Annotated in this window: 29 protein-coding genes; 11 read left to right on the top strand and 18 right to left on the bottom strand. The window is 73.8% G+C overall.

Annotation, left to right across the window (positions count from 1 at the left end):
- Both ACGF13_RS25870 and ACGF13_RS25865 read right to left on the bottom strand, forming a co-directional pair.
- Window positions 1–1,090, bottom strand: a 1,090-nt coding sequence (locus ACGF13_RS25870) for a hypothetical protein (protein WP_392879133.1), incomplete at its 3' end; no start/stop codon positions are given.
- An 82-nt stretch (window positions 1,091–1,172) separates the two neighbouring features.
- Window positions 1,173–2,072, bottom strand: coding sequence for a sensor domain-containing protein (locus ACGF13_RS25865; protein WP_392879130.1), 900 nt, complete (start codon window positions 2,070–2,072; stop codon window positions 1,173–1,175).
- Window positions 2,073–2,729: 657 nt separating this feature from the next.
- Between ACGF13_RS25865 and ACGF13_RS25860 the strand changes: the two genes are divergently transcribed.
- Window positions 2,730–3,458, top strand: coding sequence for an SDR family oxidoreductase (locus tag ACGF13_RS25860; RefSeq protein ID WP_392879127.1), 729 nt, complete (start codon window positions 2,730–2,732; stop codon window positions 3,456–3,458).
- An 86-nt stretch (window positions 3,459–3,544) separates the two neighbouring features.
- Here the strand turns inward: ACGF13_RS25860 and ACGF13_RS25855 are convergent, their stop codons facing one another.
- On the bottom strand, window positions 3,545–3,703 hold the full coding sequence (locus ACGF13_RS25855; protein ID WP_392879125.1) for a hypothetical protein: 159 nt from the start codon (window positions 3,701–3,703) through the stop codon (window positions 3,545–3,547).
- A 186-nt stretch (window positions 3,704–3,889) separates the two neighbouring features.
- Here ACGF13_RS25855 and ACGF13_RS25850 point away from each other — a divergent pair, with 186 nt between their 5' ends.
- Complete coding sequence (locus ACGF13_RS25850; protein ID WP_392879122.1) at window positions 3,890–4,348, top strand: hypothetical protein; 459 nt, start codon at window positions 3,890–3,892, stop codon at window positions 4,346–4,348.
- Between the two features lie 19 nt (window positions 4,349–4,367).
- Here the strand turns inward: ACGF13_RS25850 and ACGF13_RS25845 are convergent, their stop codons facing one another.
- The 6 genes from ACGF13_RS25845 to ACGF13_RS25820 all read right to left on the bottom strand — a co-directional run bounded on the left by ACGF13_RS25845 (window position 4,368) and on the right by ACGF13_RS25820 (window position 7,645).
- The gene (locus ACGF13_RS25845; protein WP_392879119.1) at window positions 4,368–5,261 is read right to left on the bottom strand and encodes an ABC transporter permease; all 894 of its coding nucleotides are present in this window, start codon (window positions 5,259–5,261) and stop codon (window positions 4,368–4,370) included.
- Window positions 5,221–6,069, bottom strand: coding sequence for an ATP-binding cassette domain-containing protein (locus ACGF13_RS25840; RefSeq protein ID WP_392879117.1), 849 nt, complete (start codon window positions 6,067–6,069; stop codon window positions 5,221–5,223). Before ACGF13_RS25840 ends, ACGF13_RS25845 begins: the two co-directional genes overlap by 41 nt.
- Entirely contained in the window at window positions 6,066–6,635 is a 570-nt protein-coding gene (locus ACGF13_RS25835; protein WP_392879114.1) for a MarR family winged helix-turn-helix transcriptional regulator, read from the bottom strand. Before ACGF13_RS25835 ends, ACGF13_RS25840 begins: the two co-directional genes overlap by 4 nt.
- Window positions 6,636–6,705: 70 nt before the next feature.
- Complete coding sequence (locus ACGF13_RS25830) at window positions 6,706–7,173, bottom strand: NUDIX domain-containing protein (protein WP_392879112.1); 468 nt, start codon at window positions 7,171–7,173, stop codon at window positions 6,706–6,708.
- Between the two features lie 14 nt (window positions 7,174–7,187).
- On the bottom strand, window positions 7,188–7,445 hold the full coding sequence (locus ACGF13_RS25825) for a hypothetical protein (RefSeq protein WP_392879109.1): 258 nt from the start codon (window positions 7,443–7,445) through the stop codon (window positions 7,188–7,190).
- Window positions 7,445–7,645, bottom strand: coding sequence for a hypothetical protein (locus ACGF13_RS25820; protein WP_392879107.1), 201 nt, complete (start codon window positions 7,643–7,645; stop codon window positions 7,445–7,447). Before ACGF13_RS25820 ends, ACGF13_RS25825 begins: the two co-directional genes overlap by 1 nt.
- A gap of 117 nt (window positions 7,646–7,762) precedes the next feature.
- Here ACGF13_RS25820 and ACGF13_RS25815 point away from each other — a divergent pair, with 117 nt between their 5' ends.
- From ACGF13_RS25815 to ACGF13_RS25795, 5 genes are all read left to right on the top strand, one after another.
- On the top strand, window positions 7,763–8,602 hold the full coding sequence (locus ACGF13_RS25815) for a Scr1 family TA system antitoxin-like transcriptional regulator (RefSeq protein ID WP_392879104.1): 840 nt from the start codon (window positions 7,763–7,765) through the stop codon (window positions 8,600–8,602).
- Complete coding sequence (locus ACGF13_RS25810) at window positions 8,592–8,798, top strand: DUF397 domain-containing protein (protein WP_392879102.1); 207 nt, start codon at window positions 8,592–8,594, stop codon at window positions 8,796–8,798. The genes ACGF13_RS25815 and ACGF13_RS25810 overlap by 11 nt, the downstream gene beginning before the upstream one ends.
- Before the next feature lie 85 nt (window positions 8,799–8,883).
- Window positions 8,884–9,438, top strand: a complete 555-nt coding sequence (locus tag ACGF13_RS25805; protein ID WP_392879100.1) for a DUF5919 domain-containing protein — start codon at window positions 8,884–8,886, stop codon at window positions 9,436–9,438.
- A gap of 95 nt (window positions 9,439–9,533) precedes the next feature.
- Complete coding sequence (locus ACGF13_RS25800) at window positions 9,534–9,731, top strand: DUF397 domain-containing protein (protein ID WP_392879098.1); 198 nt, start codon at window positions 9,534–9,536, stop codon at window positions 9,729–9,731.
- Between the two features lie 259 nt (window positions 9,732–9,990).
- The gene (locus tag ACGF13_RS25795) at window positions 9,991–10,095 is read left to right on the top strand and encodes a DUF397 domain-containing protein (protein ID WP_392879096.1); all 105 of its coding nucleotides are present in this window, start codon (window positions 9,991–9,993) and stop codon (window positions 10,093–10,095) included.
- 75 nt (window positions 10,096–10,170) lie between these two features.
- On the opposite strand, the gene ACGF13_RS25790 is transcribed toward ACGF13_RS25795, so the two are convergent.
- The 4 genes from ACGF13_RS25790 to ACGF13_RS25775 all read right to left on the bottom strand — a co-directional run bounded on the left by ACGF13_RS25790 (window position 10,171) and on the right by ACGF13_RS25775 (window position 14,127).
- Window positions 10,171–10,521, bottom strand: coding sequence for a hypothetical protein (locus ACGF13_RS25790; RefSeq protein ID WP_392879093.1), 351 nt, complete (start codon window positions 10,519–10,521; stop codon window positions 10,171–10,173).
- 32 nt (window positions 10,522–10,553) lie between these two features.
- On the bottom strand, window positions 10,554–11,474 hold the full coding sequence (locus ACGF13_RS25785) for a hypothetical protein (RefSeq protein ID WP_392879090.1): 921 nt from the start codon (window positions 11,472–11,474) through the stop codon (window positions 10,554–10,556).
- A 453-nt stretch (window positions 11,475–11,927) separates the two neighbouring features.
- Window positions 11,928–13,412 carry a hypothetical protein gene (locus tag ACGF13_RS25780; protein WP_392879087.1) on the bottom strand — a complete coding sequence of 495 codons (1,485 nt, stop codon included), beginning with the start codon at window positions 13,410–13,412 and terminating at the stop codon, window positions 11,928–11,930.
- Between the two features lie 346 nt (window positions 13,413–13,758).
- Window positions 13,759–14,127 (bottom strand): DUF6210 family protein, encoded by a 369-nt coding sequence (locus ACGF13_RS25775; protein WP_392879671.1) that lies wholly within the window; start codon window positions 14,125–14,127, stop codon window positions 13,759–13,761.
- 924 nt (window positions 14,128–15,051) lie between these two features.
- Here ACGF13_RS25775 and ACGF13_RS25770 point away from each other — a divergent pair.
- Window positions 15,052–15,999: an alpha/beta fold hydrolase gene (locus tag ACGF13_RS25770; protein WP_392879085.1), complete on the top strand. Its 948-nt coding sequence runs from the start codon at window positions 15,052–15,054 to the stop codon at window positions 15,997–15,999.
- A 1,098-nt stretch (window positions 16,000–17,097) separates the two neighbouring features.
- Here the strand turns inward: ACGF13_RS25770 and ACGF13_RS25765 are convergent.
- Window positions 17,098–17,709, bottom strand: coding sequence for a DJ-1/PfpI family protein (locus ACGF13_RS25765; RefSeq protein WP_392879082.1), 612 nt, complete (start codon window positions 17,707–17,709; stop codon window positions 17,098–17,100).
- A gap of 483 nt (window positions 17,710–18,192) precedes the next feature.
- Between ACGF13_RS25765 and ACGF13_RS25760 the strand changes: the two genes are divergently transcribed.
- Entirely contained in the window at window positions 18,193–18,495 is a 303-nt protein-coding gene (locus ACGF13_RS25760; protein ID WP_392879080.1) for a hypothetical protein, read from the top strand.
- A gap of 163 nt (window positions 18,496–18,658) precedes the next feature.
- Window positions 18,659–19,147 carry a hypothetical protein gene (locus tag ACGF13_RS25755; RefSeq protein ID WP_392879078.1) on the top strand — a complete coding sequence of 163 codons (489 nt, stop codon included), beginning with the start codon at window positions 18,659–18,661 and terminating at the stop codon, window positions 19,145–19,147.
- 215 nt (window positions 19,148–19,362) lie between these two features.
- On the opposite strand, the gene ACGF13_RS25750 is transcribed toward ACGF13_RS25755, so the two are convergent.
- Window positions 19,363–20,157 (bottom strand): MBL fold metallo-hydrolase, encoded by a 795-nt coding sequence (locus tag ACGF13_RS25750; RefSeq protein ID WP_392879075.1) that lies wholly within the window; start codon window positions 20,155–20,157, stop codon window positions 19,363–19,365.
- A 394-nt stretch (window positions 20,158–20,551) separates the two neighbouring features.
- On the opposite strand from ACGF13_RS25750, the gene ACGF13_RS25745 reads away from it, so the two are divergent.
- Window positions 20,552–20,923 (top strand): ArsR/SmtB family transcription factor, encoded by a 372-nt coding sequence (locus ACGF13_RS25745; protein ID WP_392879072.1) that lies wholly within the window; start codon window positions 20,552–20,554, stop codon window positions 20,921–20,923.
- Window positions 20,924–20,960: 37 nt separating this feature from the next.
- Here the strand turns inward: ACGF13_RS25745 and ACGF13_RS25740 are convergent, their stop codons facing one another.
- From ACGF13_RS25740 to ACGF13_RS25730, 3 genes are all read right to left on the bottom strand, one after another.
- Window positions 20,961–21,956 (bottom strand): zinc-dependent alcohol dehydrogenase family protein, encoded by a 996-nt coding sequence (locus ACGF13_RS25740; RefSeq protein ID WP_392879069.1) that lies wholly within the window; start codon window positions 21,954–21,956, stop codon window positions 20,961–20,963.
- A gap of 2,091 nt (window positions 21,957–24,047) precedes the next feature.
- Window positions 24,048–25,244 carry an MFS transporter gene (locus ACGF13_RS25735; protein ID WP_392879066.1) on the bottom strand — a complete coding sequence of 399 codons (1,197 nt, stop codon included), beginning with the start codon at window positions 25,242–25,244 and terminating at the stop codon, window positions 24,048–24,050.
- 332 nt (window positions 25,245–25,576) lie between these two features.
- Window positions 25,577–25,897, bottom strand: a complete 321-nt coding sequence (locus tag ACGF13_RS25730) for an ArsR/SmtB family transcription factor (RefSeq protein WP_392879064.1) — start codon at window positions 25,895–25,897, stop codon at window positions 25,577–25,579.
- Window positions 25,898–26,445 lie beyond the last annotated feature (548 nt).

Genomic DNA, 26,445 nt, shown 5'->3' with positions numbered 1-26,445 from the left:
CCAGCGCGTAGACGTGCATGGTGTTGCCGGTCACCGCACTGGCGAGCGCCTTGAGACCGGAACCGCCCAGCGGCGCCCAGGAACCCGACCAGCCGGAACCGCCGTACTGCCCGTCCGTGGCGTGCAGCGCACCGTCCGAGCCGACGATGCTCAGGTGCACCCAGTTCCCCGTCGCGGAGGCGGTGAGCGCGGTGGCGCCTTCCGCGCCGCCGGGGACCTCCTGCCAACCGCCGCTCCACTGGCCGGTGCTGTAGTCCGCGTCCATCGTGTACACCCGCCCCGTCGAGCCCAGCGCGTAGACGTGCATGGTGTTGCCGGTCACCGCACTGGCGAGCGCCTTGAGACCGGAACCGCCCAGCGGCGCCCAGGAACCCGACCAGCCGGGGCCGGCGTAGTTGCCGTCCGTGGCCTGGAGGCCGCCGTCCGCGCCGATCGCGCTGACGTGGACCGTCGACGGCGAGGAGGGCGTGGGGTTGGGTGCGACGTCGTCGGCGATGTTCTTGTACCGGTAGGCGGTGTAGCTGCTCATCGCGTGGCTGGAGAGCGTGGAGCCGTAGATGTTGCCGTCGGTGTTGTAGTTCGTCGGCCGGCTGCGGCTGCTCTCCTGGTAGTAGTTGAAGGTGCCCGCGGACTTGTCGCGCCAGCCGGCGAATATGACGACGTGTTCGCTGCTGTTGAGGACGTCGCCGGGGCGCAGGTCGAGCTTGCTGATCGCGGTCGAGTACGAGGGGATGCCGTACGTGGTCGGGCTGCTCGTCAGCTCCCAGGCCATGGAGACGAGGCCGGAGCAGTCCTGGCGGTAGCGGCCGCCGGTCTGGCTGTCGGACCACCAGCTGTACGGCGCCACGGTGCCGTTGGTGCTGTACGGGACCTGCTGGTCGACCCAGGCCTGGGCGCGGGCCAGGACCTGGCTGCGGGTGACCGTGCCGCCGGGGGCCGCGTTGTTGCCGAGCGTGCCGGTCGAGGTCGCGGTGTAGGAGGTGCCCTGGACGGAGTCGGCCTGGGCCGGGGCGGTGGCCAGGACCACGGAGGCCAGGCAGGCGCCGGCGAGGACGGAGGCCAGGCGTGACGTCGTCGTGGTGATGCGCATCGGTCGTCCTTCGGTGGGAAGTCGGGTGAACGGGCGGTGCGAAGCGGGATCGGTCCGGGTGCGGAGCCGGTTCGGTGCGGGTTCAGTGCGCGGAGTCGGCGGCGGGGAGCGCGGCGAGGGCGTCGAGGACGGCGGGGTCGGTGCCGGTGTCGTGGGCCGGGCCGGGGCGCTCCTGCAGTTCGTCGAATCCGAAGAGGGTGAGGACGGCGCCCTGGTGGAGCGCGTAGAGGTGGTTGGCCTGCCGCTGGTCGGCGGACATGCCGCCGACGCCGGTCCAGGTCCTGGACCACGACGCCCTGGCGTCCGCGGCCGCGGTGCGGGTCACGGTCGCGTCCTGGGGTGCCGCGTGGTCGGCCTGCAGGCGGCGGGAGGCGCCCTGGCAGGCGTCCATGCCGGCGGACACCCGGTCGAAGGCGGCGCGGGCGGCCTCGGGGGTGGCGAAGGCGAACAGCTGCTGCCCGGCCGGGTTGCGGGCCGCGCTGAGGTAGCCCTGCTGCTGCCAGGTGGTGGCGCCGGTGACGCTCGCGCACTCGTTGAGGGTGACCGTCCGGCCCTGCACGTCCTGGCTGCTCAACGGGCCGTCGGGCGTCCAGCCGAACGCCGGGGCGATGGGCAGGGCGGCCAGCGCGGCCGGCTGGACGGCGGCGGCCAGCGGGGCGCCGGCCGCGGGCGCGGGTGCGGCGGGTGCGGCGGGTGCGGCATCGGCGGGCGGCGGTGTTCCGGTGGTCGCGGTGTCCGCCGGTGTTCCGGTGGTGGCGCTCGCCGTGTCCGCGGACGGTGTCGACGCGGCGCTCGGGCCGGCGGCCGGGGTGGCATCCTTGGTGTCAACCCGGTTGCCGTCGGCAGGAGTTGAAGATCCCACCGCTCCTGCGGCGGGCGTGCCGGTACCGGTCGCGGCGGCGCAGCCGGTCAGGACGGCGGTGCACAGGGCCAGCGCGGCGGACACCGCGGTGAGGGTCGGTCGTCGGGTGCGTGCGGGCATGGCGGATCCCTGGTCGAGGAGGTCGGTGAAAGGCGAGGGGAGGTGAGGGCGGGTCGGCGCTGTCGTCCGGCCGCCCGTCCGGCCGGGCGCATCGGATCGGCGCCGGCGGCGCGCCCGGGGGCCGGTGCGGCGTTCGTCCGGGGCGGTGGTGCGAAAGGGGGCGGTGGTGCGAAGGGGGGCGGTGGTGCGAAGGGGGGCGGGCCGGGTGGCCGTCCGGGGTCGGGCGGGGGCTCAGTCCCAGCCGATGACCGTCGAGGAGGTGTCCGTGTCGGCGCGGACCGCGGCCCCGGCCGCGGCGTGCGGGAGGGCGGGGCCGGTGGCGGTGGTGGTGGTCGGGACGGCGCGGAGCATGGTGGTTCCCCCGGAGAAGCGTTTCGGTGGTGCGGGCCGCCGGCGCGGACCCGCCCGGATCGCGGGGGGAGTCGTCCTCGCCCCCGTTCCTGTGGTCACCATCCTGTGGGCCCGGGGCGGCGGGTGGAATGGCTTCGGGTTGTCACCAACGGGACTGTCAGCTTGGTGTCAGCCGGGTGTCCCGGCGGCGCGTCACCGGCGCGTCCCCGGCGTGGTCGGGGCCGTGCCGGTGTCCGGCGGCAATGCCGCGCCCGCCCGGTGCCGCTGTGCCATATTGCGGACATGGTCACGACGAAAGGGCAGGTCATGAAGTTCGCAGTCATCGGCGGCACCGGGCTGATCGGGTCGCAGGTCGTCAGGAACCTGAACGCCGCGGGTCACGAGACGGTGGCGCACTCGAAGTCCACCGGGGTCGACGTCATCAGCGGCCGGGGGCTGGACGAGGCGGTGGCCGGGGCCGACGTCGTCGTCAACCTGACGAACTCCCCGACCTTCGACGAGGCCTCCCCCGCCTTCTTCCGGACCTCGATGGACAACCTGCTGGCCGCCGCCGAGCGCGCCGGCGTCGGCCACGTCGTGATCCTGTCGATCGTCGGCACCGACCGGGTGCCGGAGCTGGACTACTACCGCGCCAAGGCGCTCCAGGAGGAGATCCTCGCGGCCGGGCCGCTGCCCTACTCGATCGTCCGGGCGACGCAGTTCATGGACTTCGTCGACGCCATCCTGTCCTGGACCGCGGAGGGCGACACCGTCCGGCTGCCCGCCACGCCGATCCAGCCGATCGCCTCCAAGGACGTCGCCGAAGCGGTGGCGCTGGTCGCGGCGGGCACCCCGCTGAACGGCATCCGCAACATCGCCGGCCCGGAGGTCTTCCCCCTGGACGAGCTGGGCCGGATCACCCTGGCCGCCAAGGGCGACCACCGCACCGTCGTCACCGACCCCACCGCCGGCATGTTCGCCGCCGTCCCGGGCGACGTCCTCACCGACCGGAACGCCCGGCTCGCCCCCACCCGCTACGCGGACTGGCTCTCCTGACCCGCCCCGCACCGACCCACGGGAACCCGGCGAGGAGCCCAGAGGGGCCGGGCGCCCGGGGAGGGACCGGGCGCCCCGGGGGGCCGTCAGAGCACGGACAGGCGCAGCCTGAACGGCGGCCCGGCCGTGCGCGGTGTCCAGCCGTTCGCCCGCGCGCGGCGGATGCCGGCGGCGACCTCCCGCGGCATGACCACCTGCGCCGGTACCGCGGCCGGGGTGCGGGCGGTGGGCCGGCCGGGTGTCACCGGGATCCGCCGGTGCGCTTCCTCTCGCCCGGCCGCACGGCGGTGGCGGCTCGCGCGGTGGGCCGGGTGGGCCGGGCGCGAAAACCGGTGGGCCGGGCGCCGTCGAGGGCCCTACGGTGTGTCCGGCAATCGCGCGGGTGCCGCACGGCGGACAGGGCGGACAGGGGCGGCGACGCGGGCTGGGACATGACGATCGAGCGGCCGGAAGGCGCCGGCGACCCGGAGTACCGGTTCAACCTCTCCGGCATGGGTCCGGCGAAGCGGGCCATGGACCGTCTCGGGATGCTGTCGCACGGCCATGAGCCGTTGCCCTGGCCGAGGATCGAGGACTTCGGCCTGACGGCCGCCGACTTCGCCGCCGAGCGCGCCGGCGAGGTGTCGCCGGCCGTGCTCGCCTTCCGGGCCGCCTCCCGGGCGGTGAGCGACTGGCAGGCCGAGCGGCCCACCGGTATCCCGGACTACAAGATCGGCGGCACCAACGACGGCTGGCTGGTGACGCCCGCCGAGATCCGTGCCGCCCTGGCCGCCCTCGCGGCGCAGCCCGCCTCGGCTCGGGCCGGGACGTTCGCCCGGACGCCGCGCTGGGAGGGGTGGGTCGACTACCTCACCCGCGCGGCGGCCCACGGCGGGTTCCGGGTCGAGTGAGCGGCCGTGGGACGGGGTGTCAGCGGGCGAGGCGGCCGAGGAGGGCGGAGGCGGCGCCGATGCCCAGGAGGGTGGCGAGGGTGAGGACGGCGAAGTCCAGGGGCAGGTGGCTGGGGGTGCCGATGAGCAGGCCGCGCAGGGCGTCGACCTGGTAGCTGAGCGGGTTGGCCTTGCTGACGGCCTGGAGCCAGCCGGGCATCAGGGCGAGGGGGTAGAGGGCGTTGGAGGCGAAGAACAGCGGCATGGTGATGGCCTGGCCGATGCCCATCAGGCGGTCGCGGGTCAGGACGATGCCGGCGATGGCCATGGACAGGCAGGAGAAGAACGCCGAGCCGAGCAGGACGACGGCCACGACGCCGGCCAGCCGCAGCGGGTTCCAGGTCATGGCGACGCCGAGGGCGGCGGCGATCAGCACCACCACGGCGGCCTGCAGGACGGCCTTCACGCCGGCGGCGAAGGCCTTGCCGGTGACGAGGGCGGCGCGCGGGGTCGGGGTGACCAGGAGTTTGGTGAGGACGCCGGAGTCCCGCTCCCAGATGATCATGATGCCGTAGAAGATCGCGATGAACATCGCGGACTGGGCGATGATGCCGGGCGCGAGGAAGTCCAGGTAGGGGATGCCGCCGGTGGGGATCGCCTTGAGGCGGGTGAAGGTCTGGCCGAAGATCAGCAGCCACAGCGCCGGCTGGATCGCCCGGGTGTAGAGCTCGGTGCGGTCGTGGCGCAGCTTCTGCAGTTCGACGGCGCACATGGCGCCGACGCGGGCGGGTACCAGGCGCCAGCCGGTGCGGGCGCGCGGGGGCACCAGCAGCAGGGACAGGTCCGGGCCCGGGTCGGCGGGTTCGGCGGACGCGGCCCGCGGTGCGGCGGGTTCAGCCGACGCGGCCTGCTGTGCGGCGGGTTCGGCGGACATCGGAGAAGTCTCCTTCGGTGGCGTCGGCCAGTTGGCGGCCGGCGAAGTGGCGGAAGACGTCGTCCAGGGTGGGGTTGTCGTGGGCGGGGTCGGTGTGGCGGACCCGGTCCTTGAGTTCGGCGGGGGTGCCGAGCGCGCGGATGCGGCCGCGGTCCATGAGGGCGATGCGGTCGCAGTGGCGGTCGGCCTCGTCCATGTAGTGGGTGGTGACCAGGACGGTCATGCCGGTGGCGGCGCGCACGGCGTCGACGCGTTCCCACACGCCGGTGCGGGCGATCGGGTCCAGGCCGATGGTGGGTTCGTCGAGGACGAGCAGGCGCGGGGCGCTGACCAGGGCCTGGGCGAGTTCGAGGCGGCGCACCATGCCGCCGGAGTAGGTGGCGGCCATCCGTTCGGCGGCGTCGGTGAGGTCGACGGCCGCCAGGGCCTGGCCGACGCGGCGGGCGCGTTCGGCGCGCGGGACGTCGAAGACGCGGGCGAACAGGGCGACGTTCTCGCGTCCGGTCAGGGCGGCGTCGGCGGACAACTGCTGGGGGACGTAGCCGAGCAGGCGCCGTACCTGCATGGGGTGACGGGTGGCGTCGTGGCCGAAGACGCGGACCATGCCGGCGCCGACGGGCAGCAGGGTGGTGATCGCGCGGATGGTGGTGGTCTTGCCGGCGCCGTTGGGGCCGAGCAGGCCGAACACCTCGCCGGTGCGCACGATCAGGTCGATGCCGTCGACGGCCCGGGTGGCCTTGCCACGGCCGTGACGGAAGACGTACGTCAGGCCCTGGCACACCACGGCGTCGGGGGCGTCGGCGCTCATCGCTCCCCCTGCCCTGGCGGGGTACGCGGGGCGCCGGACGGGGTACGCAGGACGGCCGGCGGGGTGCGCGGCGCGTCGGGTGGGATACGCGGGACGGCCGGTGGGGTGCGCAGGGCGTCGGCGACCTGCCGCAGGGCGGGCAGGGCGGCGGCCAGGGCCTCACGCTCGGCCGGCGGCAGGCCGGTGACGACGTCGCCGATGAGGACGCGGCGGCGCCGGCGCCAGTCCTCGATCCGCTCGGCCGCCTCGGGGGTGGCGTGCAGGAGGGCGGCGCGGCGGTCGGCGGGGTCGCTCTCACGGCGCAGCAGGCCCTGGGCGACGAGCTGGTTGACGAGGGTGGACACGGAGTTGCCGGCCAGGCACAGCTCGTCGGCGGCTTCGCAGACGCGCAGTGCGGGGGTGTCGTGGACCAGGCGCAGCAGTTCGATCTGGGCGCCGCGCAGGCGGGCTTCGTGTGTGGTGCTCTGGCGCAGGCGGCGGCGGACCAGGCGCTGGATGCCGACGAGGAGGGTGGAGAACTCGTCGGCCAGCGCGACGTCGAGCGTTGCGGGCTCTGTCGCGGTCATGTGGCCATTTTATCTCTGAGTGGGAGGTATTGGTCGGGTGTGCGGGGGCGGGGGGGTTCTCAGGTGGTTGTCAAGTGGCGCGCTGGCCGTGGACGAGGGCGGGCAGGGTGCGGTTGGCGAGGGCTTCGCTGGTGCGGGCGTACTGGGCGGGGGCCATGGTGTCGGGCAGTTGGCGTACGGGGACGAAGCGGGCGCCGAGCAGGCCGCTGTGGTGTCGGGGCGGGACGGTGAGGGGGGTGGTGTCGGGGACGGTGCCGCCGTCGAAGACGAGGTTGAGGCGCTGGAGGTAGCGGTCGGCGGGGGTGAAGTCGACGGCGAGGATGTCGCTCAGGCGCAGGTGGAGGCCGGTCTCGGCGTTCAGGTGGCGGGCGGCGGCCAGGTGCGGGGGCTCGTTGGGGTGGGCGGAGCCGCCCGGCAGGATCATGCCGTCCATGTAGTCGGGGTCGACGAGCAGGACGTCGCCGCGGGGGTTGCGGACGAGGACGAGGCAGCCGAGCCGGCAGACGGGGGGCTTGGCGAGCAGGCGGGGGTCTTGCATGGGGGTGGTCGCTTTCAGTCGTCGCGGTCGTGGTGGTCGTGGGTGAGGCGTTCGTAGCGCAGACCCTTGCGCAACAGGTCGACCAGGCGGACGAGGTCGAGGGGGCGTGCGGTGAGGCGCAGCAGGTAGCTGCACGTCAGGCGGCCGCCCTCCCAGTCGACTTCGAGGGTGGGGAGGCGGACGCCGCCGAGGTCGAGGACGGTGGTGAGGTCGTCCAGGACGTCGGCGGCCTGCCGGCGCTGCTCGGCGGTGGCGCGGGAGAGGATGGACATCACCGCCCCCCCGGCCGCTTGTGGACCTCGAAAGCGCGCCAGGCGCTGTAGGCGTCGCCGAAGAAGACGAAGGAGGCGAGTTCGCCGGTGGCCTGGCGCAGCCACTCCCCGGTCTGCTCGTTGCGGACCCGGTAGCGCTGGGCGTCGGTGTCGAAGCGGACGCCGTAGCCGTGGAGGCGGGGGGCTTGGTCGTGGGGCATACGAATGGAACCCTCTGCGATCGGAGTTTCACGTTCTGTGTACATCGTGGCCCGGCAAGCCCTAGCATCGGAAGCGCAAACAACTTGACTTCGAGGCTGCGTTAAGTCGGAGTACCCATGGTCAACATCAAGGAAATCGAGCCGTCGTCGAGCCCCTGGGCCCCTTTCGGCATCCAACTCCGCAACTCACGGCGGGCGAAGGGCCTCAAGCAGCACCAGCTCGCGCGCAAGTGCGGAGTCAGCGCGTCGTACGTCTCGTTCGTTGAACTTGCGCGTCGACCGCCGAGTGAAAAGTTTGCTACCAAGGCCGACGAAGTCCTGGAAACGGGCGGGACTTTGATGCTGATGTGGTGGCAGCACAAGCACACCGCGCTCGTGCCGGGTTTCCCGGAGTACGCCAACCACGAGAACCGCGCCTCAGAGGTCAGGCTGTTCTCGATCGACATCGTGTCCGGGCTGCTGCAAACCCGTGCCTACGCCGACGCCTGGGAAGCGGCGAACGTCAGGCGCGGCACTGCGACTCCCGAACAGGCCGAGGAACGGGTCAACTTCCTCATGACGCGCCAGCAACTCCTGGCCCGCACGCCGGCGCCGCTGCTTCATGCGGTTCTCGACGAAAGCTGCCTGCGCCGACCTGTCGGCGGGCCGAAGGTGATGATCGAACAGCTGCTGCACCTTGAACAGCTCGCCGCGTCTCCGAACATCCTGCTGCAGGTAGCCCCCTTCTCCCTGGGCGAGGACCGTCCGTTCACACTTCCCGTGATTCTCCTGACCATGCCCGACCGGAAGCTGCTCGGATACACGGAAACCGAGCTGCGCGGGTACCTTGATCGCGATATCAACGCTGTTCTTCCGCTTGCCAGGGGCTACGATCGGCTTCAGATCGAGGCGCTGAACCAGGCCGCGTCGGTGGAGAAGATGCGAGCGGTACGGAAGGACTATGAGGATGGATGTTGACCTGACCCACGCTGGCTGGCGAAAGAGCACCTACAGCGGCGGGTCGAACGGCTGCGTGGAGGTCGCCGACGGATTCAACGGTGTCATGCCCGTACGGGACTCCAAGGACCCCAGCGGCCCGGCCCTCCTCTTCCCCTCCGCCGCCTGGCAGTCCTTCGTCACCGCCGTCCGCACCGGCGAGTTCGACGCCGGCTGATCCCGACTGTGCGCCGCCGCCCCTGCCCGGGGCGGCGGCGCGCAGCGGTCCCACCGCCGGTCCAGCGCGAGGGGTTGATGAGCAAGTGCCGTGGCCCGACGCCCTCCAGTCCGTCCTCAAGACCGGGCACGACCGTGAAGTCCTCGCCGTCCACCCGTACCGGTCGGCCTGCCCTCGATCGGTGTGGGCGCAGTTGTTCGCCGTGGCCCGCAGCGAGATCTTCCTCGCCGGGTACACCAACTACTTCGCCTGGTTGGAGCAGCCCACCCTGCTCCGGACCCTGCGCCGCAAGGCCGAGAGCGGCTGCCGTGTCCGCTTCCTCCTCGGCGATCCCGACTCCGAAACGACACGCCGGCGGGAGCGGATCGAGGACGTGACCCTCACGGTGTCCACCCGCATCCGCATCACACTGGAGCACCTGGCCGAGCTCCCCGACACCGACGGTATCGAGGGCCGCTTCAGCTCCCCGGAGGACGGCCCGAACCACATCGGCCTGTCCGTCTTCCGTTTCGACGAACACGCCCTCGTCACCCCGCACTTGGCCCGTGCCATCGGCCACGACTCCCCGCTGATGCACCTGCGGCGCGGCGAGGAGAACGGCATGTTCGACCGTTTCGCCGAGCACATCGAGGAGCTCTGATCCCGGGGCAGCGTCATCCGCACCGGCCCCACCCCCGCATAGGAAGTCGGCCCCGCCGACTTCCTGCTCCGCAGCTCGTTCAGGAGGCAACCGCCATGAACCGCACCACCCCCACCGCCTGGCGCAAGAGCACCCACAGCGGACAGGGCGGCCAGTGCGTCGAAGTGGACGACGCGCGCCCCGGCCACGTGCGGGACAGCAAGGACCCCGACGGCCCCACCCTCGACTTCTCCCCCTCCGCCTGGCAGGCCTTCGTCACCGCCGTCCGCACCGGCGAACTCCGCACCACCTGACGGCACTTGTGCGTCGCCGCCCCGGCCCGGGGCAGCGACGCCGGAGAACCCTCCCCCGTACCGCACGGGCAGGACCCCACCTCCCCCTCCGAACACCCCGCATGAGAAGTCGACCCCGCCGACTTCCCGCTCCGCAGCCCGTCCAGGAGGGCAACCGCCATGAACCGCGGCACCCCCACCGCCTGGCGCACGAGCACCCACAGCGGGGGGCGGCGGCCGGTGCCTGGAGGTCGCCGACGCCGTCCCCGGCCTCACGCCGGTGCGTGACTCCAAGGACCCCGACGGCCCCCGCCTCGACTTCTCCCCTCCCGCCTGGCGGGCCTTCGTCACCGCCTCCCGCACCGGCGGACCCGGCGCCGCCTGACGGCACCTGCGCGTCGCCGCCCCGGGCCGGGGCGGCGACGCCGCACCCCCTCCCCCGGCGCCCCTCCGCTGCGGGCTACCGCGCGAGCTCTTGGCGGGCCGTGGCGAGGACCGCGGGGTCCAGGACGCCCGCGCCCTGGTCGAGGAGCCAGCGTTCCAGGGCCCGCCCGGGGTCCCGCAGGCGGCACGGCGGCCCGTCCGCGGCGGACACGGTCACGGCCCCGCCGCCGACGGTGATCCCGGGGGCGGCGGTGTGCGGGCCGGCGAGGACGCGCAGGCCCCGGTAGCCGAGCCCGTCGTGCGGCGGCCCGCCCCCGGCCACCGGGGCCGGGGCCGGGGCCAGTGTGCCGATCCGGTGCGCCAGTTCGTCGGCCGCGGCGTCGTCCAGGGGGAAGCGCGGGTTGGGCCGTCCGCTGTAGAGGTCCACCTCGACGACCGCCGAAGGGCCCGCGGGGCCGGTCAGTTGATCCTCTGCCGCTGGCTAAGACAGCCGTAGAAGTAGCCGCAGAAGATCGTGTAGGGCCCGCGGTCGGCGGTCTCCGGGTCGTAGATCACGTTCCCGCTGTTGTCGTAGTTGCGGGCCGCCGTCCCGCCCGGCTTGTGGCCCCAGAAGCCCTCCTTCTGCTTGCGGTACCAGTGGTAGTCGCCGCCGCCGGGGATGACGACCAGGGCGACCAGCGGGCGCGGCGCCTCACTGTCGGGGAAGCAGTCGAACCGGTGGTGCATGCCGTCGCACAGCGCCGCGCGGGCCACTTCGTCACAGGTGATCTGGGTGTACATGTTGCCGCAGCCGCGGCCGGGCTGCGCGAAGGTGTTCGTGCGCCAGTTGCTGGCGTAGTTGTAGCAGTTGTTGTTGTACAGGGTGGTCGTGTCGTTGTTCCAGAACCCGGGGTTGAACGCCCCGACCTCGATCGTGCAGGTGACCGCCGGCTCCTCCTGCTGCCCGCCGCCGGCCGGGGCGACCCGGTCCTTCAGGGAGGTGCGGGCGCCGCTCGCCAGCTGTTCGAGCAGGAACTGGCGGAAGGACGCGTCGAGGGGCAGCGAGGGCCCGGCGTGCGTGGCGGGGCCCTGGCCCCAGTCCGCGACGGTGGCCAGCCGCTCGGCGACCTCGGCGCCGCGCCCGGCGGGCGCCTGCGGGCCCGCGGGCAGGTACAGGCGGGAGTCGACGTCGAAGTCGTGGGCGAGTTCGTCGTCGAAGGTCTCCAGCCAGAAGCCGCGCAGGCCCAGGGGGCCGGCGGGCGGTTCGGCGGAGCGCGGGTCGGTGAACAGTGTCCGGTCCCGCGTCAGCTCCCGCAGGGCGGTGCGGGCCTGTGCCGTGTCGGTGATGTCCGCGACGGGGTTGGGGCGGCCGGAGTAGACGTCCGCGGTGATTCTCAGCATGTGTCCGCTCTCCATGGACGAGGAGTGGCTGGGGTGGGGGGGTTCGGGCGCCGGCGGGCCGGTCCGCCACCGCAGGGGCCCGTCCCGACGCGGGGCCAGGACGACGGCGACGCCACGGCGTGCGCCACGGGGTGCGCCGCCCGGCCCGGTGCGGCCGTTTCTACACGCCCCCGCGGAGGCCGGAACCCCGCCGCGCGGCGGCGGCGACCGGATGTCGTCCCAGCGGTTCAACGCCACCCGCACGTCGCACACCCCGGCCCCGACACCCCCGGCACCCCCGGCACCCCCGGCGCAGCGGGCCAGGGCAAGCGGGCAGCGCGGGCGACACAGCGGGCAGGGGCAAGCGGGCTGCGCGGGCAACGCAGCGGGCAGGGGCAAGCGGCGGGCCGGGGCCGGTGGCAGGCCCGTCCGCGGGCCGGGGGGCGGGTTCGGCGCCGGGCGGGCCCGGTGCCGTTACAGGCCCGCCCGCGTCAGCAACCGTTCCATGTGCTCGACGGGCAGGAACGGCGAGGCGGCGGCGGCCTGCGCGACACGCGGGGAAGGGTCGGCGAGCAGGTCCAGCAGCGCCGGCAGGGGCAGGTTGCGGTGGGGGGCGACGGCCAGGCGCACGCGCTCCTCGGGGTCGCGGGCCAGCTGTTCGGCGAGGTGCGCGGGCAGGCCGGGGTCGCGGGGCGCGAGGGAGCGCAGCCGGGGCACGGGGTCGGTGGCGAAGCGGCGCAGGGTCTGCGGGGGGAAGGTGAGGACCTGCGCCTTGTCCCACCAGAAGGTGAACTTGTCGGCGCGCGGGCGGTAGCGGCGTTCGATGTCCTCGGCGGTCGCGGGGTCGACCAGGTGCGGGGCGGTGTGCGCCATGGTGAGGCGTACGGTCTCCTCCTCGTCGCGGAGCAGGCGGGCCACCGCGTCGGCGGGCAGGGCCGTGCTGAGGGCCGCGCAGGCCCGGAAGGCGACGTAGGGCGAGTCGACGTGCGGCAGCGGGTCGTCGGTGACCCAGGCCAGGCCCAGGGTCCTCAACTCCGTGCTGGCGGCGGTGTCTTCGACCCAGCGCAGGAACGTCTCGTCGTCGGCGTCGAGGGCCGGCTCGGCCGCCGCGTGCGCGAACGCGACCTGGGCGTGGATCCGCGCCCGCAGGTGCTCCGGCGTGTCGGGCCGGGCGAAGACCTTCACCCGCACGCTCAGGGCCGGATCGTCGGCGAGGGCCTCGCGCACGGCCGGCGGCAGGTCGGGGTGGCGGGCGAGTTCGGCGCGCACCGCGCTGTCCGGGTCGTCGGCCAGGCGCCGCAGCAGGTGCGTGTCGAGGACGGCGTGGACGACGGCGCCGGCCCGGGTCACCGGGTCCGCCAGCAGCGCCGGCAGCAGGTCCGCGGGCGGCACCGGGTGCGGCAGGCGCGCGTAGTACGTCGAGCAGGCGGCGGCGCGGACGGCGGCCTCGGGATCGGTCAGCAGGATGCGGCGCACCGTCTCCGGGGCCTGCGTCCAGTACTTGGCCAGCGCGGCCCGTACGGCCGGTTCGGGGTCGGCGGCCAGACGCGCGCGCAGGTCGGGCGGCGTGGCGTCCTGCTGGGCCAGGTACTCGCGGACCGTCGGGTGGGGATCGCCGACGAGCCGCTCCAGCACCTGCCGGGGCGCGCTCGCGGCGCGGCGGGCGAGCGCGGCGCGGACCCCCTCGTCCCGGTGGTCGGCCAGGACCAGGCGGAACCGGTGCGGCAGGCGGTCGTTGAGCGCCAGGCCGCGCAGCAGCCACGGGTCGTCGGTCGCGATGATCTCGGCGACCGTGTCCTCGGTGAGGTCCGGGCGGCCCGCGACCTTCCCCAGGCCGTTGCGCCTGGCGATCAGCCGCCGCACCAGGGCGGCGGGCAGGGCCGGGTTCACCGCCAGTGCGTTCACCAGCCGGTCGAGGTGGGCCGGGGTCGGGGCCGGGGTCGGGGCGTCGGCGTCCATGCGGGCCAGGATGCCAGGCGCGCTCCGGGACGGGGGCACCGGGCCCGGCCCCGGCGGGGACGGGCCCGGCGTCCGCCCGTCCGCGACGACCCCTGGACCCGGCGACCCCTGGGCCCGGGCGGCGCCGGGCGGCGGGGATTCCCGCGCCCTGGCGGACGGCCGACCACCGGCCTTCGACAAGACCGCCCAGCGGGGAGCGGAACGCCGTCGAACGGGTACTTCTCCCGGTCGAAGCAACTGTCCGCGCCGTGGCAACCCGGCCGGACGACCGACGGCCCGCCACCAGGCCGCAGCCATCATCGCGGCTCCGATCCTCCGGCCCGGGACGGGCGACCGATCGCCGGGCTCAGTCCGAATCGAACCACACCAGCACGGCCGGGCCGTCCGGCGTGAGCACCGGCACCCAGGCCTCATCGGCCTCACGGATCCGGCTCCCGTCCAGACACACAGGACGCGGCTCCTCGACCGTCCCGTCACATGCCCGGTAACGGACGGCTCCGACGATCCCGCGGAGCCTGTCCCGCTCGTCATCGGGCCACGCGTAGTCCCAGGTGCCGACCCCACGGAAGTGCTTCTCGAACAGCTCGCGCAACGCGCCCGGCTCATCAGGGCCGAACAGCGGCACCAGAAAGCCCTCGACCTGCCCCTGCCGACAGGCGGCTTGCGCCGTACTGCTGCTGATAGAACACCCCCGTCCTCGCCCCGACCACCGCATACAGCCAGCCACCGGCACTCACACCGTCAGGATCGAGGAAGACGAAGCGCCGAGAACTCATGGCCGCGGTCTTCCGGGCTGCCCACCACAAGCCCAACGACAATGTCCACCCGCACGATCGATGACGGGACACGGCCTCGGGCTGCGCCGGCGTGGACGGCCGACGGCACGGGACGTACCCGCCCGCACCGGCCCGCACCGGCCACCGGGCGCCGGGTGATCGGACGGGCGGGCGGTCGGACGGTCGGTTGGTCGGACGGACGGGCGGACGGGCGGACGGACGGGCGGGCGGACGGACGGGCGGGCGGACGGGCGGGCGGTCGGTCGGTCGGCGGTCGGGCCGCGCCGGCGATCCGCCCGGCCCCGGCGTCGCGCCATGCGGACGGCGCACGCACGAGCGGGCCGGCGGCCCGGGGCGCGTCACGCCGGCTTTTCGGGAACCGCGGGCGGCACCCGCTCCGCGGGCCGCCGGCGGCGAGGGCACGGCCGACGGCCGCGACGAGTCCGCCCCCGGTGCGCCCACGGTGACGTCCGTGCTGCCCGGCCGCCACCCGCACCGGGGCGCGGCCGGGCGGGCGGCCCCACGGGTGGCCCCGCGGGCGAAGCCGCCCCGGGCCGCGGCCGGCGCCGTACCCGGCGAAGCCGGGGGCGTGTCGTGGTGGCCCGTGCGGGCGTCGAAGGCCGCGATCGCCTCCCCCTGGTCTGCCGGATCCCGCGGCGCGGTCCGCCCCCCTCCCCGGCTGCGGGCTCACCGACCGGGTCGCGGGTTCCACTCCCGGATCCGCGCCCCGACGGCACCACCACCCGCCGACACCCCGACACGGGCACGGGCGCGGGCACGGGCGCTTCGCGCGCGACCGGCCGGCGCACCCGCGGCGGGGCCGGCCCTGGACAGGCGGGCCGGGGGCGGTGGAGGATCCGGGCATGCCGTGTGACGAACCGTTGTCCGGGGAAGAGCCGACCGCGCTCGAGCGGCGTACGGGGGCCGCGGCGCCGGGACCGCGGGCAGGCCGGCCCGGGAGCCGACGGGCGGGCGGCGGCGCGGTCGGCGCGGTCGGCGGTGGTGAGTCGTTCGTCGAGCTGGGCGGGCGCCGGTTCGCGTACCTGGACTTCGGCGGCGACGGGCCGCCCGTACTCGCCCTGCACGGACACTTCGGGCGGGGCCGCATCTTCGCGCCGCTGGCCGCCGCGCTCGCCGGCCGCTACCGGGTGGTGGCGCTGGACCAGCGCGGACACGGACTGTCCGACAACGGCGGCGAGTTCACCCTCCCCCACTACGCGGACGACGCGGCGGCGTTCCTCGACACGCTCGGCCTCGCGCCCGCCGCGCTCCTGGGCCACTCGATGGGCGGCGCGGTCGCCTTCCACCTCGCTCACCGCCGCCCCGACCTCGTCCCCGCCCTGGTCGTCGCCGACACGACGACACTCAACCACGAGCCCGAGACCCGGCCCGTCCTGGACGTGACCGGCTGGCCCCGCCGCACCCGCACCCGCCGGGCCCTGGAAGAAGCGCTGGCCGAACACGGCGTCCCCACCGGCTACTTCATGGACAGCGCGGCCGAGTTCGACGACGGCTGGGGCTTCCTCTTCGACACCGCCGACATGACGGCCTCCCAGGAACACCTCACCGGAGACCTGAGCGCCGTGTGGAACGCCACCCGCCAACCCGCGCTGCTCCTGCGCGCCGGCGACAGTTTCCTGCTCACCCCCGCCACCGCCCGACGGATGGCCACCGAGCGGCCGAACACCCGCCTCGTGGAGATCCCGGACAGCGGACACTGGCTGTACGCGGACGCCCCCCAGGCGTTCGCCCACCACGTCCGTGCCTTCCTCGACCACCTCCCCCGCACCCGGCCCACCCCGGCCCCCTGACACCCCGTACGGCGGACCGGCCCAGGCGAACCGACAGGACCCGCCGACCTGCCTGTACTGCGGACCGTTGCCCGCCCGGCTTCCCCTGCCGGCCGAGGTCACTCCCCAGGCCACCCGTCCCCGGACCTCACGGAACGCGCCCCCTGGGGAGACCGCCGACACCGTCCGGGCGCAGGCCCTTTGGCGGGCTGCGGCCGAGGGCCGGCTCGTCCAGGAACACGTTGCGTCACCCCCCGCCTCCCCACCGGCACAAACAGGCCGGCGCCGTGGCACGACCCCGCCTCGACGCCGTCGACGGACGCATCACCTCCGCCATCGCCCGCACCAGCCACGCCGAGCGGCACAACATCGCCGGCTCCGCCCTGCCCCGCCCCCTCTACCTGTTGCAGGACACCCGACGGCCGGTCACTCGCCCGCGAAACCGATGCTGCTCAGGTAGTGCACCCCCGACTCGTCAGGCCGGTCGCCGCCGAGCGAGATGCTCCGGCCTCCGAAGAACCGGTGCTGGGGACGCCCGCGGCGGCGACGCCGGCCGGCCCCAACACGGCGGCGGCCGCCGTGGCCACGGGCACCGCGACACGAACGGTACGCAGAAGGAAGGACATGAGAGACACGCTCCTCAACCGGGGACCAAGGTTTCCTCTCTGCACCATCGAACCCCTTCCGAGTCCGGCACGGGCACTACCCCGATCGGCCGCAGCCCCACCACCCGTACCTCGCCCGACCGGCGACAACACGGATCGCCCCTCACCGACCCGTGAAGGGCGATCCGTGTCTCCGGACAACAAGACAGCCGGCCGACCCGACACAGTGTCGGATCGACCGGCCGCATCGGGTCGGACGACCGCCCAGGGGGTCGTCACCGCGCCGCCCGGGGGCCCGCGGCGAACAGCCACCGCACAGCCCACCGCACAGCCCACCGGACAGCCACCGGGCGGGCAGCGGGCGGGCAGCGGGCGGGCGGTGACGGTCCACGCCCCCGGTACCACCACCCGCGCACCGGCGACACCGCGGCGCCGTGACGACACCGGGGGCGTCGGGACGTCGGGACGTCGGGACGTCGGGGGCACAGTGGTGCGCGTCGGCCGGCAGGGCCCGTCAGGCGCGGGCGGGCTCCCCCACGCCGACCGCGCGCAGGGCGCGGGCGGTGGTCTCCCGGTGCTCGCCGACCGGGGCGACGTAGTCGAGGACGGCACGCGCGGCGTCCTCGCCCAGGGTGCGGGTGATCACCCAGGTGGCGAGGTACTGGGAGGCCAGGCAGCCGCCCGCGGTGGCGATGTTGCCCTCGGCGTGGAACGGCGCGTCGGGCACGGTGACACCGAGGGCCTTGAGGAAGGGCCGGGTCGTCGGGTCGGTACAGGCCGGCATGGAACCCAGCAGCCCCAGATGGGCCAGCACCAGCGCGCCGGAGCACTGGGAGCCGATCAGCTGCCGGGCGGGGTCCAGCGGCAGCCGGGCGAGCAACGGGGCGTCGGCGACCACGTCGCGGGTCCGCACCCCACTGCCGATCAGCACGACGTCGGCCTCGGCGACGAACTCGATCGGACGCTGCCCGGCGACCTGGACACCGTTCATCGAGGTGACCTGCGGCGTCGGTGTGGTGATGAAGGCCTCCAGACCGTCGTTGCGGCAACGGTTGATCAGTGCGGAGGCGATGAAACTGTCGAGTTCGTTGAACCCGTCGAAGGTGACCACGGCGACCTGTGCCATCACTGCTCCCTCATACGGCGTCACATGTCCGGCCCCCAGTGTGCCGCGCCCCGCAGCCGAGGCACGACGACGCCGGGGCGGGGCCGCGGCCGCGACGGCACCGGGCCGGGCCAGGGGCGGGGCGGGGCCGAGGCCGCGACGGCACCGGGCCGGGGACGGGTGGTGCCGGGGACGGGTGGTGCCGGGGACGGGCGGTGCCGGGGGCGGGTGTGACTGGTCGAGATCGTTGTCACTTGGCCGCGGTAGTTGTCACTGGCTGCGCCGGTTCGCCGGCTGCGATCTGTGACTCGGCAGGCTAACTGTCGTGTCAGCGCGGATTCTGTCGTCCAGGGTCAGCGTCGATCTCGTCGGCGAGGGGAACCGTGACACGTTAGGAGCTGTCCGGCCGATCATTGGTGGCGCGCTCTGGCTGTTGCTTGAGGCGCCTGTGGCGGCGGCCTGAAGTCGATTGCCAGAGATCTGCTGCCGCGCGACCATCGTCGGATGGATACGGGTGAGGGTCGGAAGCTGGTTCGGGTTGTACAGACGTGTTCTGCCTACCCGTCGCAGTGGGACGCCTGGACGGCAGACGGCCAGTACCTGTACCTCCGATACCGGCATGGTGAGGGCTGCGTCGAGTGGCACCCTGGGCCTGAGGATGATGCCGACACGCCGGACTCGTGGAACGAGGGCCTCTCGGGGCTCCTCGTCGAATGGGACGACGGCACCGACGGCGGTGTCATCAGCCTTGAGGACTTCCTCGCAGCAGCGGGTTTGGTGCTGGCGCCGGGTGCCTCGGTGAGCTGAGGCTTCTTCGAAGTTGGCGACAACTTGCTTGCCGAACGATCAGCCAGCCGTCAGATCCCTCGCCGATTCAGCGACAGTTGTCATGCTGACCCGACCACAGAACCGCACGCCGAGCACCGCTCCTGGCGACAAGTAGCGTGCTGAGTCACACGATCATGCTGGGATGGCCCACGACATCCTGTTCTTCCTCGCTGCCGACGACAAAGCTGCAGCTGCCACGCGCCTGCGGGGACCTGGTGCGGCCTTCGAGTCCGTGAGCTGCCGCTTCATCGATCCGGACACGGCCATTGCCGAGTGGGACATGTACTTCGAGGAGCCCTCGGCAGAGGCCCCCTCGTCTGAGCAGCTGTACGCGTGGCGGCCATGGCCGGAGTGGGTCGTTCCTCCCTTGAACGATGGCGTTGAGGTGATTGCTCTACCGAAGCGACTGACCCATGCGCTGGCCAAAGCGAGCCTCGCCGAACTCGAGGAGCTCGCCGATCGCTGGACCGTGCGGCTCTGGTCCGAGGACGGGGACGAGATGACGGACGACGATCTCCTGGCGGTCCTCCAAGGCGTTGCCCGGCTCGCGGCGTCAGCGGTGCACACCGGTGGCGGCCTCTACAGCTGGAGCTTCCGACCGTCCCTCCTGCAGGAACGTTCGCGGTTGTGACAGTTAGAACGACCAGACAGTGACAACTACAGCGACCGCAACTGCCCAAAACCCCAGGCCGGCTGCTGCCCTCAGTGACAACTATCTCGACCAGTCACAGCGGGCGGGGCCGGGCCGGGGGCGGACGGTGCCGAGGCCGCGACGGCGCCGGGCCGGGGACGGGACGGCACGTGAGCGGGGTGGGGCGGTGCCGAGGGCGCGACGGGGCCGGGGGTTCAGGCGGCGACGAAGCGGCGGTGGCCGTCGGCGGCGAGGATGCGGCCGAAGCGCATACCGGGCAGGTGGGCGGCGACGAGGAGGTCGTCGGTGTCGGCCGCCCGGTCGGCGATGCGGTTGCGCACCGCCGAGGCGGCGGCAGGGTCGACGTCCCAGACGACCTGCCAGTCCCGTTCACCGAACTGGACGACGGAGTGCACGACGTCCCCGAGCAGCAGGGCCCGGCGCCCGCCACCGGACAGCACGTAGACGGTGGTACCCGGGGTGTGGCCGGGCAGGTGGAGAGCATCGATACCGGGAGCGAGGGTGAAGTCGGTGTCGAACAGCTCCAACCGGCCCTCGACGGGGCTGAGTTTGGCGACGGCTTCGGGGGTCGCGGCGTCACCGGTGACGAAGTGCTGCCAGTCGGCGCGGTGGGCGCGGTAGACGGCGTTGGGGAAGACGGGCCGGCCCTCGACGCTGGCCCAGCCGACGTGATCGAAGTGGAGGTGGGTGAAGACGACATCGGTCACGTCGCCGGGGGCGGTGCCGTGGGCGGCGAGCGAGTCCAGCAGGGCGCCCCCGCGGTAACGGCCGTCGTCGTGCGGGCCGACCCCGGCGTCGACCAGCACCGTACGCTCACCACCGCGCACCAGGAAGGCGCCGAGCGGCAGGGTGAGGGTACCGTCGGGTCCGAGGTGGTGGCGGTGGCAGGCCCACGGATCGTCGACGCCGGGACGGGTGAGGATGTCGGCGGCCCTCTCGGTGCCCGTTCCGTCCATGACCGCCAGAACCTCGATGTCACCGATCCTCATCCGCGCGCCCTCCCGTGACCGTACGTCGATGGGCCCGCCGCACACGCGGGCTCTCGACGGCAACCACCCCGGGCGGCACGGGATTCCCCCCGGCACCCGAAAACCGCAGGGCCACCTCACCTCACCCTGCCCCTCCCCTCCCCTGCCCTGCCCGTCCCCGTTCGCAGCGGGTCGTTCGCGGCGGGTCGTTCGCGGCGGGTCGCACGCCCCCACCGCGGGGCGGGGGCGCGCTCGCGGATGCCACGGCGGGGGCGGGCGACTTCACCCACCGGACCGAACACCGGGAGGGCCAGGCGATCGGCCCTGGTAGCGTCATGTGCGTGAAGTCGCGCGCACCGCGCGGTCTTTGACCATCGAACGGACGGGGGTCGAGTGTTGGGAAGGGGTGGTGGGTGTGGGACGGGCACGCGTGGCGGCGCGGGTGATCGTGCACCCTGGTGTGGAGGACGTGAGCGTCCAGCAGGTGCTGGAGGCACTCGCTGATCCGGCCCGCAGGACGGTGGTGCGCACACTCGCGCACTCCGGAGCCGACCTCAGCTGCGGCTCCTTCGACCTGCCGGTGGGACGTTCGACCTCCAGCCACCACTTCAGCGTGCTGCGCCAGGCGGGCGTACTGCGCCAGTACTACGTGGGCACCACCAAGATGAACGCGCTGCGCGCCGAGGAGTTGGAACGGCGCTTCCCCGGCCTGCTGTCGGCGGTGGTGGCCGCCGCGGACGCGGAAGCACGCCAGGCCTCGGGAGCGACCCGGGCCCCGGGGGCGTGAGAGCGACCCGGGCCCCGGGAGGGGGCGTGAGGGCGGGTCAGTCGCGGACGGTGAGGACGATCTTGCCGATCCGGGTGCCGGATTCGAGGTGACGGTGGGCTTCGGCGACGGCGTCCAGGCCCTCGAAGACGCGGTCGATGACGGGGGTGAACGAGCCGTCGGCCAGGCCCGCGGTGACGAACGCGTGGGCACGGCGCAGGCGTTCGTCGTCGCGGGTCACCTCGTGCATGCTGAAGAAGCGGCTGGTGACGGGGGCGAAGGTGTCCTGGCCGGGCAGCGGGGTGTCGCGCGGGTCGAGGCGGCCGTAGACGATCAGGCGTCCGCCGGGGGCGAGGGTTCGCGCGAGGGCGAGGACGCCGGGTCCGGCGACGGGGTCGAAGACGGTGCGCACACCGCGTCCGGCGGTCACGGCCTCGACGCGGGCGAGGAGGTCTTCCTCGCCGGTGACGACGACAGCGGCGGCGCCGGCGTCCAGCAGGTGCCGGGCCTTGGCGCGGGTGCGGGTGGTGGCGATGGGGTGGACTCCCAGGCGGCGGGCGGTACGGATGGCGGCCAGGCCCACGCCGGAGGCGGCGGCGGTGATCAACACGTGGTCGCCCGGGCGCAGGTGGCCGTCCTCGGCGAGCGCGCCGTAGGCGGTGAGGTAGGGCATCCACACGGCGGCGCCCTGGACGGGCGTGAGGTGTTCGGGGTGGGGGACGGCGGCACGGGCGGGAACCAGGACGTGGGTGCCGTAGACGCCGTAGTCGTTCTGGGAGAACGCGGGCACCGTGTCGACGCGCTGGCCGGGCACGAAGGCGGTGACACCCTCGCCGACGGCCTCCACCGTGCCCGAGGCCTCGTAGCCGAGGGTGGCGGGCAGGCGCGGCTGCTCCAGGTAGGTACCGGCACGGAAGAGGGCCTCGGCACGGTTGAGACCGATCGCGGCGACACGCAGACGCAACTCACCGGGCCCGGGCTCGGGCAGGACACACTCACACACGGCCAGCACCTCCGGCCCCCCGACGCTCTCGAAGACAACAGTCCTGGGCATGACGAGCCCCTCCCCCTGGTACGTACGACCGGCGACGCGGATCCACGCCCAGCCAACCCGGACACACCCCACCTGTCAAACTTCGACAACCGTCGGAACAAGGGACTTCAGGCAACGGCTGCACGGAAGTTGACGTATCGTCAGCATCGCCCGGGGCCCCGGCAGGCCGCGTGCGGCAGGCCGGGGACCGGGCGGGTCCAGGTGGAGGCCGGGTACGGCGGACCGGGGACCGGGTACGGCGGGCCGGGGACCGGGTACGGCGGGCCGGGGACCGGCGCGGGCGTGCGGCAGGCCGGGGACCGGCGCGGGCGTGCGGCAGGCCGGGGACCGGCGCGGGCGTGCGGCGGGCCGGGGACCGGGCGGGTCCAGGTGGAGGCCGGGTGGGCGCGTACGGCAGGCCAGGGACCGGGCAGGGGCCCCGGCAGGCCGGGGGCCGGGCGGGGACCAGGGCCCGGGGCCCGGGCGGGTCCGGGTACGGCGGGCCGAGTGGGCGCGTACGGCAGACCGGCACCGCCCGCCAACGCATCGGTGTCCTGCCCTCCCTCCTGCGCGACGGCCCCCTTCCACGAACCCCGGCGCCCCTGGGAAGGCCGTCGCCCGAACCAGCCCACGGCCGTTCGGCCCACATCACCACCACGTGTCCCCGGCCCACGCCGAAACCTCCGCCGCTCCCCGACAGACAACCGCCATGCGAATCCCGGGCAAGCCGCCCACGGGCCGCCAGGACGCCCCCCACACCGTCCGATCCCGCGAGCGCGTCGCGCACCCCGACCCACATCCAGTCGGCACGGCCGTCATCGGCCCCGGCAACCGCGAGAGCAACCAGCCGCACCACGGCCACCGCCCCCACCCCGGCCACAGCCTCAGCCGTCCGCCGAGTCACCGCCGTGTCCGCGGCATCCGGCAACAGAATCACCAACGCCTCCGCAGCCCCAGGAACACCGGCGAAGGAAGCAAGGCCACACCCGGCAGCAACACGCCGCGACCACGAAGAAGACGAAGCCTGCACCACAACCACCCGCAACCCACTCCCCTCACCGACACAACCAGACACCCCCACGCCCCACCAAGAAGACCGAACCCGGACCGAAACCACCCACACGCTCGACGAAGAAACACAGAAGCACCCCGGCAGCAGGAATCAGGCACAGGCAGGCAGTGGCGCGGGCCGTGAACGGTGGCGCGGGCAGGCGGCAGCGCGGCCCCATCCGGACGGGGCCGCACCCGACAACGGTTTGGCCACTGACAGGAGTCAACTCCCCCGAGAACGCCACCGCCACCGCCCGGGCCCCCACCACCGGACCAACCGCCACCGCCTCCCCCACACCCCCACGCCGTCCCCGGGCTCGAGAAGGAAACGAGACAAAGCCGGCAGGCAACCGGGACGGGACGGGCCCCGCCCCGGCTGCCGGATCCGGCTGGCGCGCTCGGGTACCGGCAGAGGTCGACAAAGGCCGGCCGGACCGCCACCCACACCACCACCCAAACCCCTACGACCGGCCGCCCCCAGCCCCCGGACACCCGTACACGCCACGCCCCCACGCCCGGACAGGCGGCGGGGCGCAGCACGGGGTGCGCAGCACGGGGTGCGCAGCACGGGGTGCGCAGCACGGGGTGCGCAGCACGGGGTGCGCAGCACGGGGTGCGCAGCACCGGGGGTGCGGGACGGGGGGTGCGGGACGGGGGGCGCGGCACGGGGGCCCCGGGCCGGGGGCCCTGCTGCGGACGGGCCGGAATAGCCCGCTGCCGATGCGTGGCACCATCCCGGTCTTCGACCGGCCACTCCCGCAGGCGCCGCCGCCACCGGTCGTGGCGTCACCGCCGGCTGGCCGGCCTTCAGCGGCTGCGGACCGGGCGGCGCGCGTGTCATGGCCCCGCGCGCGGGGCAGGACGCGGCGCGGGGCGGGGGCGTGCTTCCGGGGCCGGGGCCGGGGTGTGTTTCCGCTTCCTGTGGCTGGGGGTGGTCGGGGTGTCGGAGGGGGTCGGCGGCGCTGCCGTCCGTGGCCGCGTCACCGTCCGGGCCGGGACGCGCGGACTGCTCTCGGCCACCGTGCCGGCCGGGGGGTGAGGCAGGGTCGGGGCCGGGGTGGGTCAGGGGGTGGGGGCGGGGCGGGTCTCGTGCGGGGTGTCCTGCCGCGGGCGGGTCTCGTGCGGGCGGGGGTGGCCGGGGCCGAGGCGGCGGCGCAGGAGGACGGTGGCGAGGGCGGCGGCGGCCAGGGCGGCGCCGACCAGGGGCAGGTGGCGGGGGCCGGCGGTGGTGACGACGGTTCCGCCGAGGGCGGTGCCGAGGGTGATGCCGAGGTTGGAGAAGGAGATGAAGAGGCTGTTGCCGAACTCGGGGGCGTCGGTGGCGTCGCGGGCGAGCCAGGACTGGGCGACGGCGAGGCCGCCGCAGTGGACGGCGCCCCAGAGCAGGACGGTGGCGAGCATGGGAGCGCGGTGGGGGCCGGCGGCGTCGACCAGGAGGTAGAGGGCCAGACACAGGAGCGGGTAGGCGGTGACGGTGCGCAGCGGGTGGCGTTCCAGCAGGCGGCCGTAGACGGGGTTGCCGGCGGTCATGACGACACCGAAGGCCATCAGGGCGGGGCCGGTGAGGGAGGTGTCGAGACCGGTGACGTGTTCGAGGTATTCGGCGATGTAGCCGTAGCCGCTGAACATCGCGGCGAACAGGAGGGTGACAGCGGCGACGGCCAGCCACAGGCGGGGGCGGCGCAGGATGCCCAACTGTCCTCGGTAGGTGGGGTGCTGGGTCTCGGGCAGGTCGGGGAAACAGGTAAGGACGGCGGCGCAGGCGAGGAGGTCGAGAGCGGCGGTGCTCCAGAACGCGGCGGGCAGGCCGAGGTGGTCGGCGAGGTAGGAGGTGAGGGGAACGCCGAACGCGAAGCCGGCGCTGACGCCGGCGAAGACGGTGGTCGCGGCACGGGCACTGCGGCCGGGCGGGGCCAGGCGGGTGGCGGCAGTGAGAGCGAGAGCGAAGAAGACCGGATGGAACAGGGCGGGCAGGACCCGGAAAGCGAGGACGAGCGGGAAGGAGTCACTGAGCGCGTAGAGCGCATTGGAGGCGGCGAAGACGGCAAGTGCCGCCGCCAGGACGGTCTTGCGGCGCAGACGGGAAGCAAGGAGCACACCGGCGGGACCGGTGACGGCGACGGTGAGCGCGAACACGCCGACCAGCCAACCCGCGGTGGCGGGAGCCACCTGCAGGCGCCGGGCCATGGCGGGCAGGACCCCGACGACACCCATCTCGGTCGTGATGATGCCGAACACACCCAAAGCCAGGACGGGCACGGCCAAAGCGGTACGGGCAGGAGCGGTACGGGGCACGACAACAACCTCCAACAGATACACAAATCTAGATAACTGGATACATGAACGAAAGAAGAAACTGGGGACGCCGAACGGGCACCCCCCACCAGGAGAGGAGACAGTGCAGGAACGGGTGATACGGGAGGGGACGGCGCGAGGAAGCAGTGCGGGAGCGGGTGACGCAAGGAGACGGCGCGGGAGTCGGCGGCGAGAGCGGGTGACGCAAGGGAGGTGATGCGCGAGCGGGTGGCACGAAGGGGCGCGGGAGTCGATAACACAGGGGAATGGCGTGCCGGGGGTGGTGCGAGGGGGTGTCAGAGTTCGTCGCGCACGTACGCGGCGAAAGCGGCGATGGTCTCCTCGTTGCGCCGGTAGAACGTCCACTTGCCGACACGCTCGGACACCAGCAGCCCTGCCTCACGCAGGATCTGCAGATACCCGGAGACCACCGACTGGGCCAGCCCGGAACGCTCACAGAAGTCGGTGACACACACCCCGATATGGAAACCGACACCGCGCTCACGGTAGTACGCCTCGTCGAAATAGCGTTCGGGCGTCCTGAGCCAGCGCAGGAACTCCGCACGCGCCGGATTGGCAAGCGCCTTGTGCACGGCCAGCGGATCCAGATCCACCACACACGCCCCTTCCGGCGACCGGCCACCACCCCGACCCTCGGGACGTATCTAATATTCTGGATACGACCCGAGGTGTCAAGACAGACCCCGACGACACAGCACCCCCCGCAGGACGGAGCGAGAACGGAACACGGACCGGCCGGACAAGCCGGACCGGACAGACCCCCCGTGGACGCCACCCAGGACAACGCCGGCCAACGACCCGACCCCGGACACCGACAGCCGGGGCCTGGGGCCGACAGGGCCCGGACACGGGCACCTGACACACACATCACCCACAGCACAGCAGACGACGGCAACCCCCGCCGCCGACGAGGACGAGGACCGCGACACACCCCGACAGCACGACACCGCACCGAACCCCGGGACCGACCCAGTACCGCCGCACCGCCCGAACGGAACCACAACAAACCGGCCCCACCCGACAAAACGCGACCACCCCCCTCCCCACGAACCCCGGCACACCGCACGCCGACACACGCACAGGACCCCGCCCCGACCACCAACGAAGACACCACCCGAACCGGACCCCCACCACAAACCCCCTG

Origin of the sequence: Kitasatospora sp. NPDC048286 (assembly GCF_043201735.1) — a bacterium.
Taxonomy (GTDB): domain Bacteria; phylum Actinomycetota; class Actinomycetes; order Streptomycetales; family Streptomycetaceae; genus Kitasatospora.
This window is presented reverse-complemented; position numbering and strand designations above follow the sequence as displayed.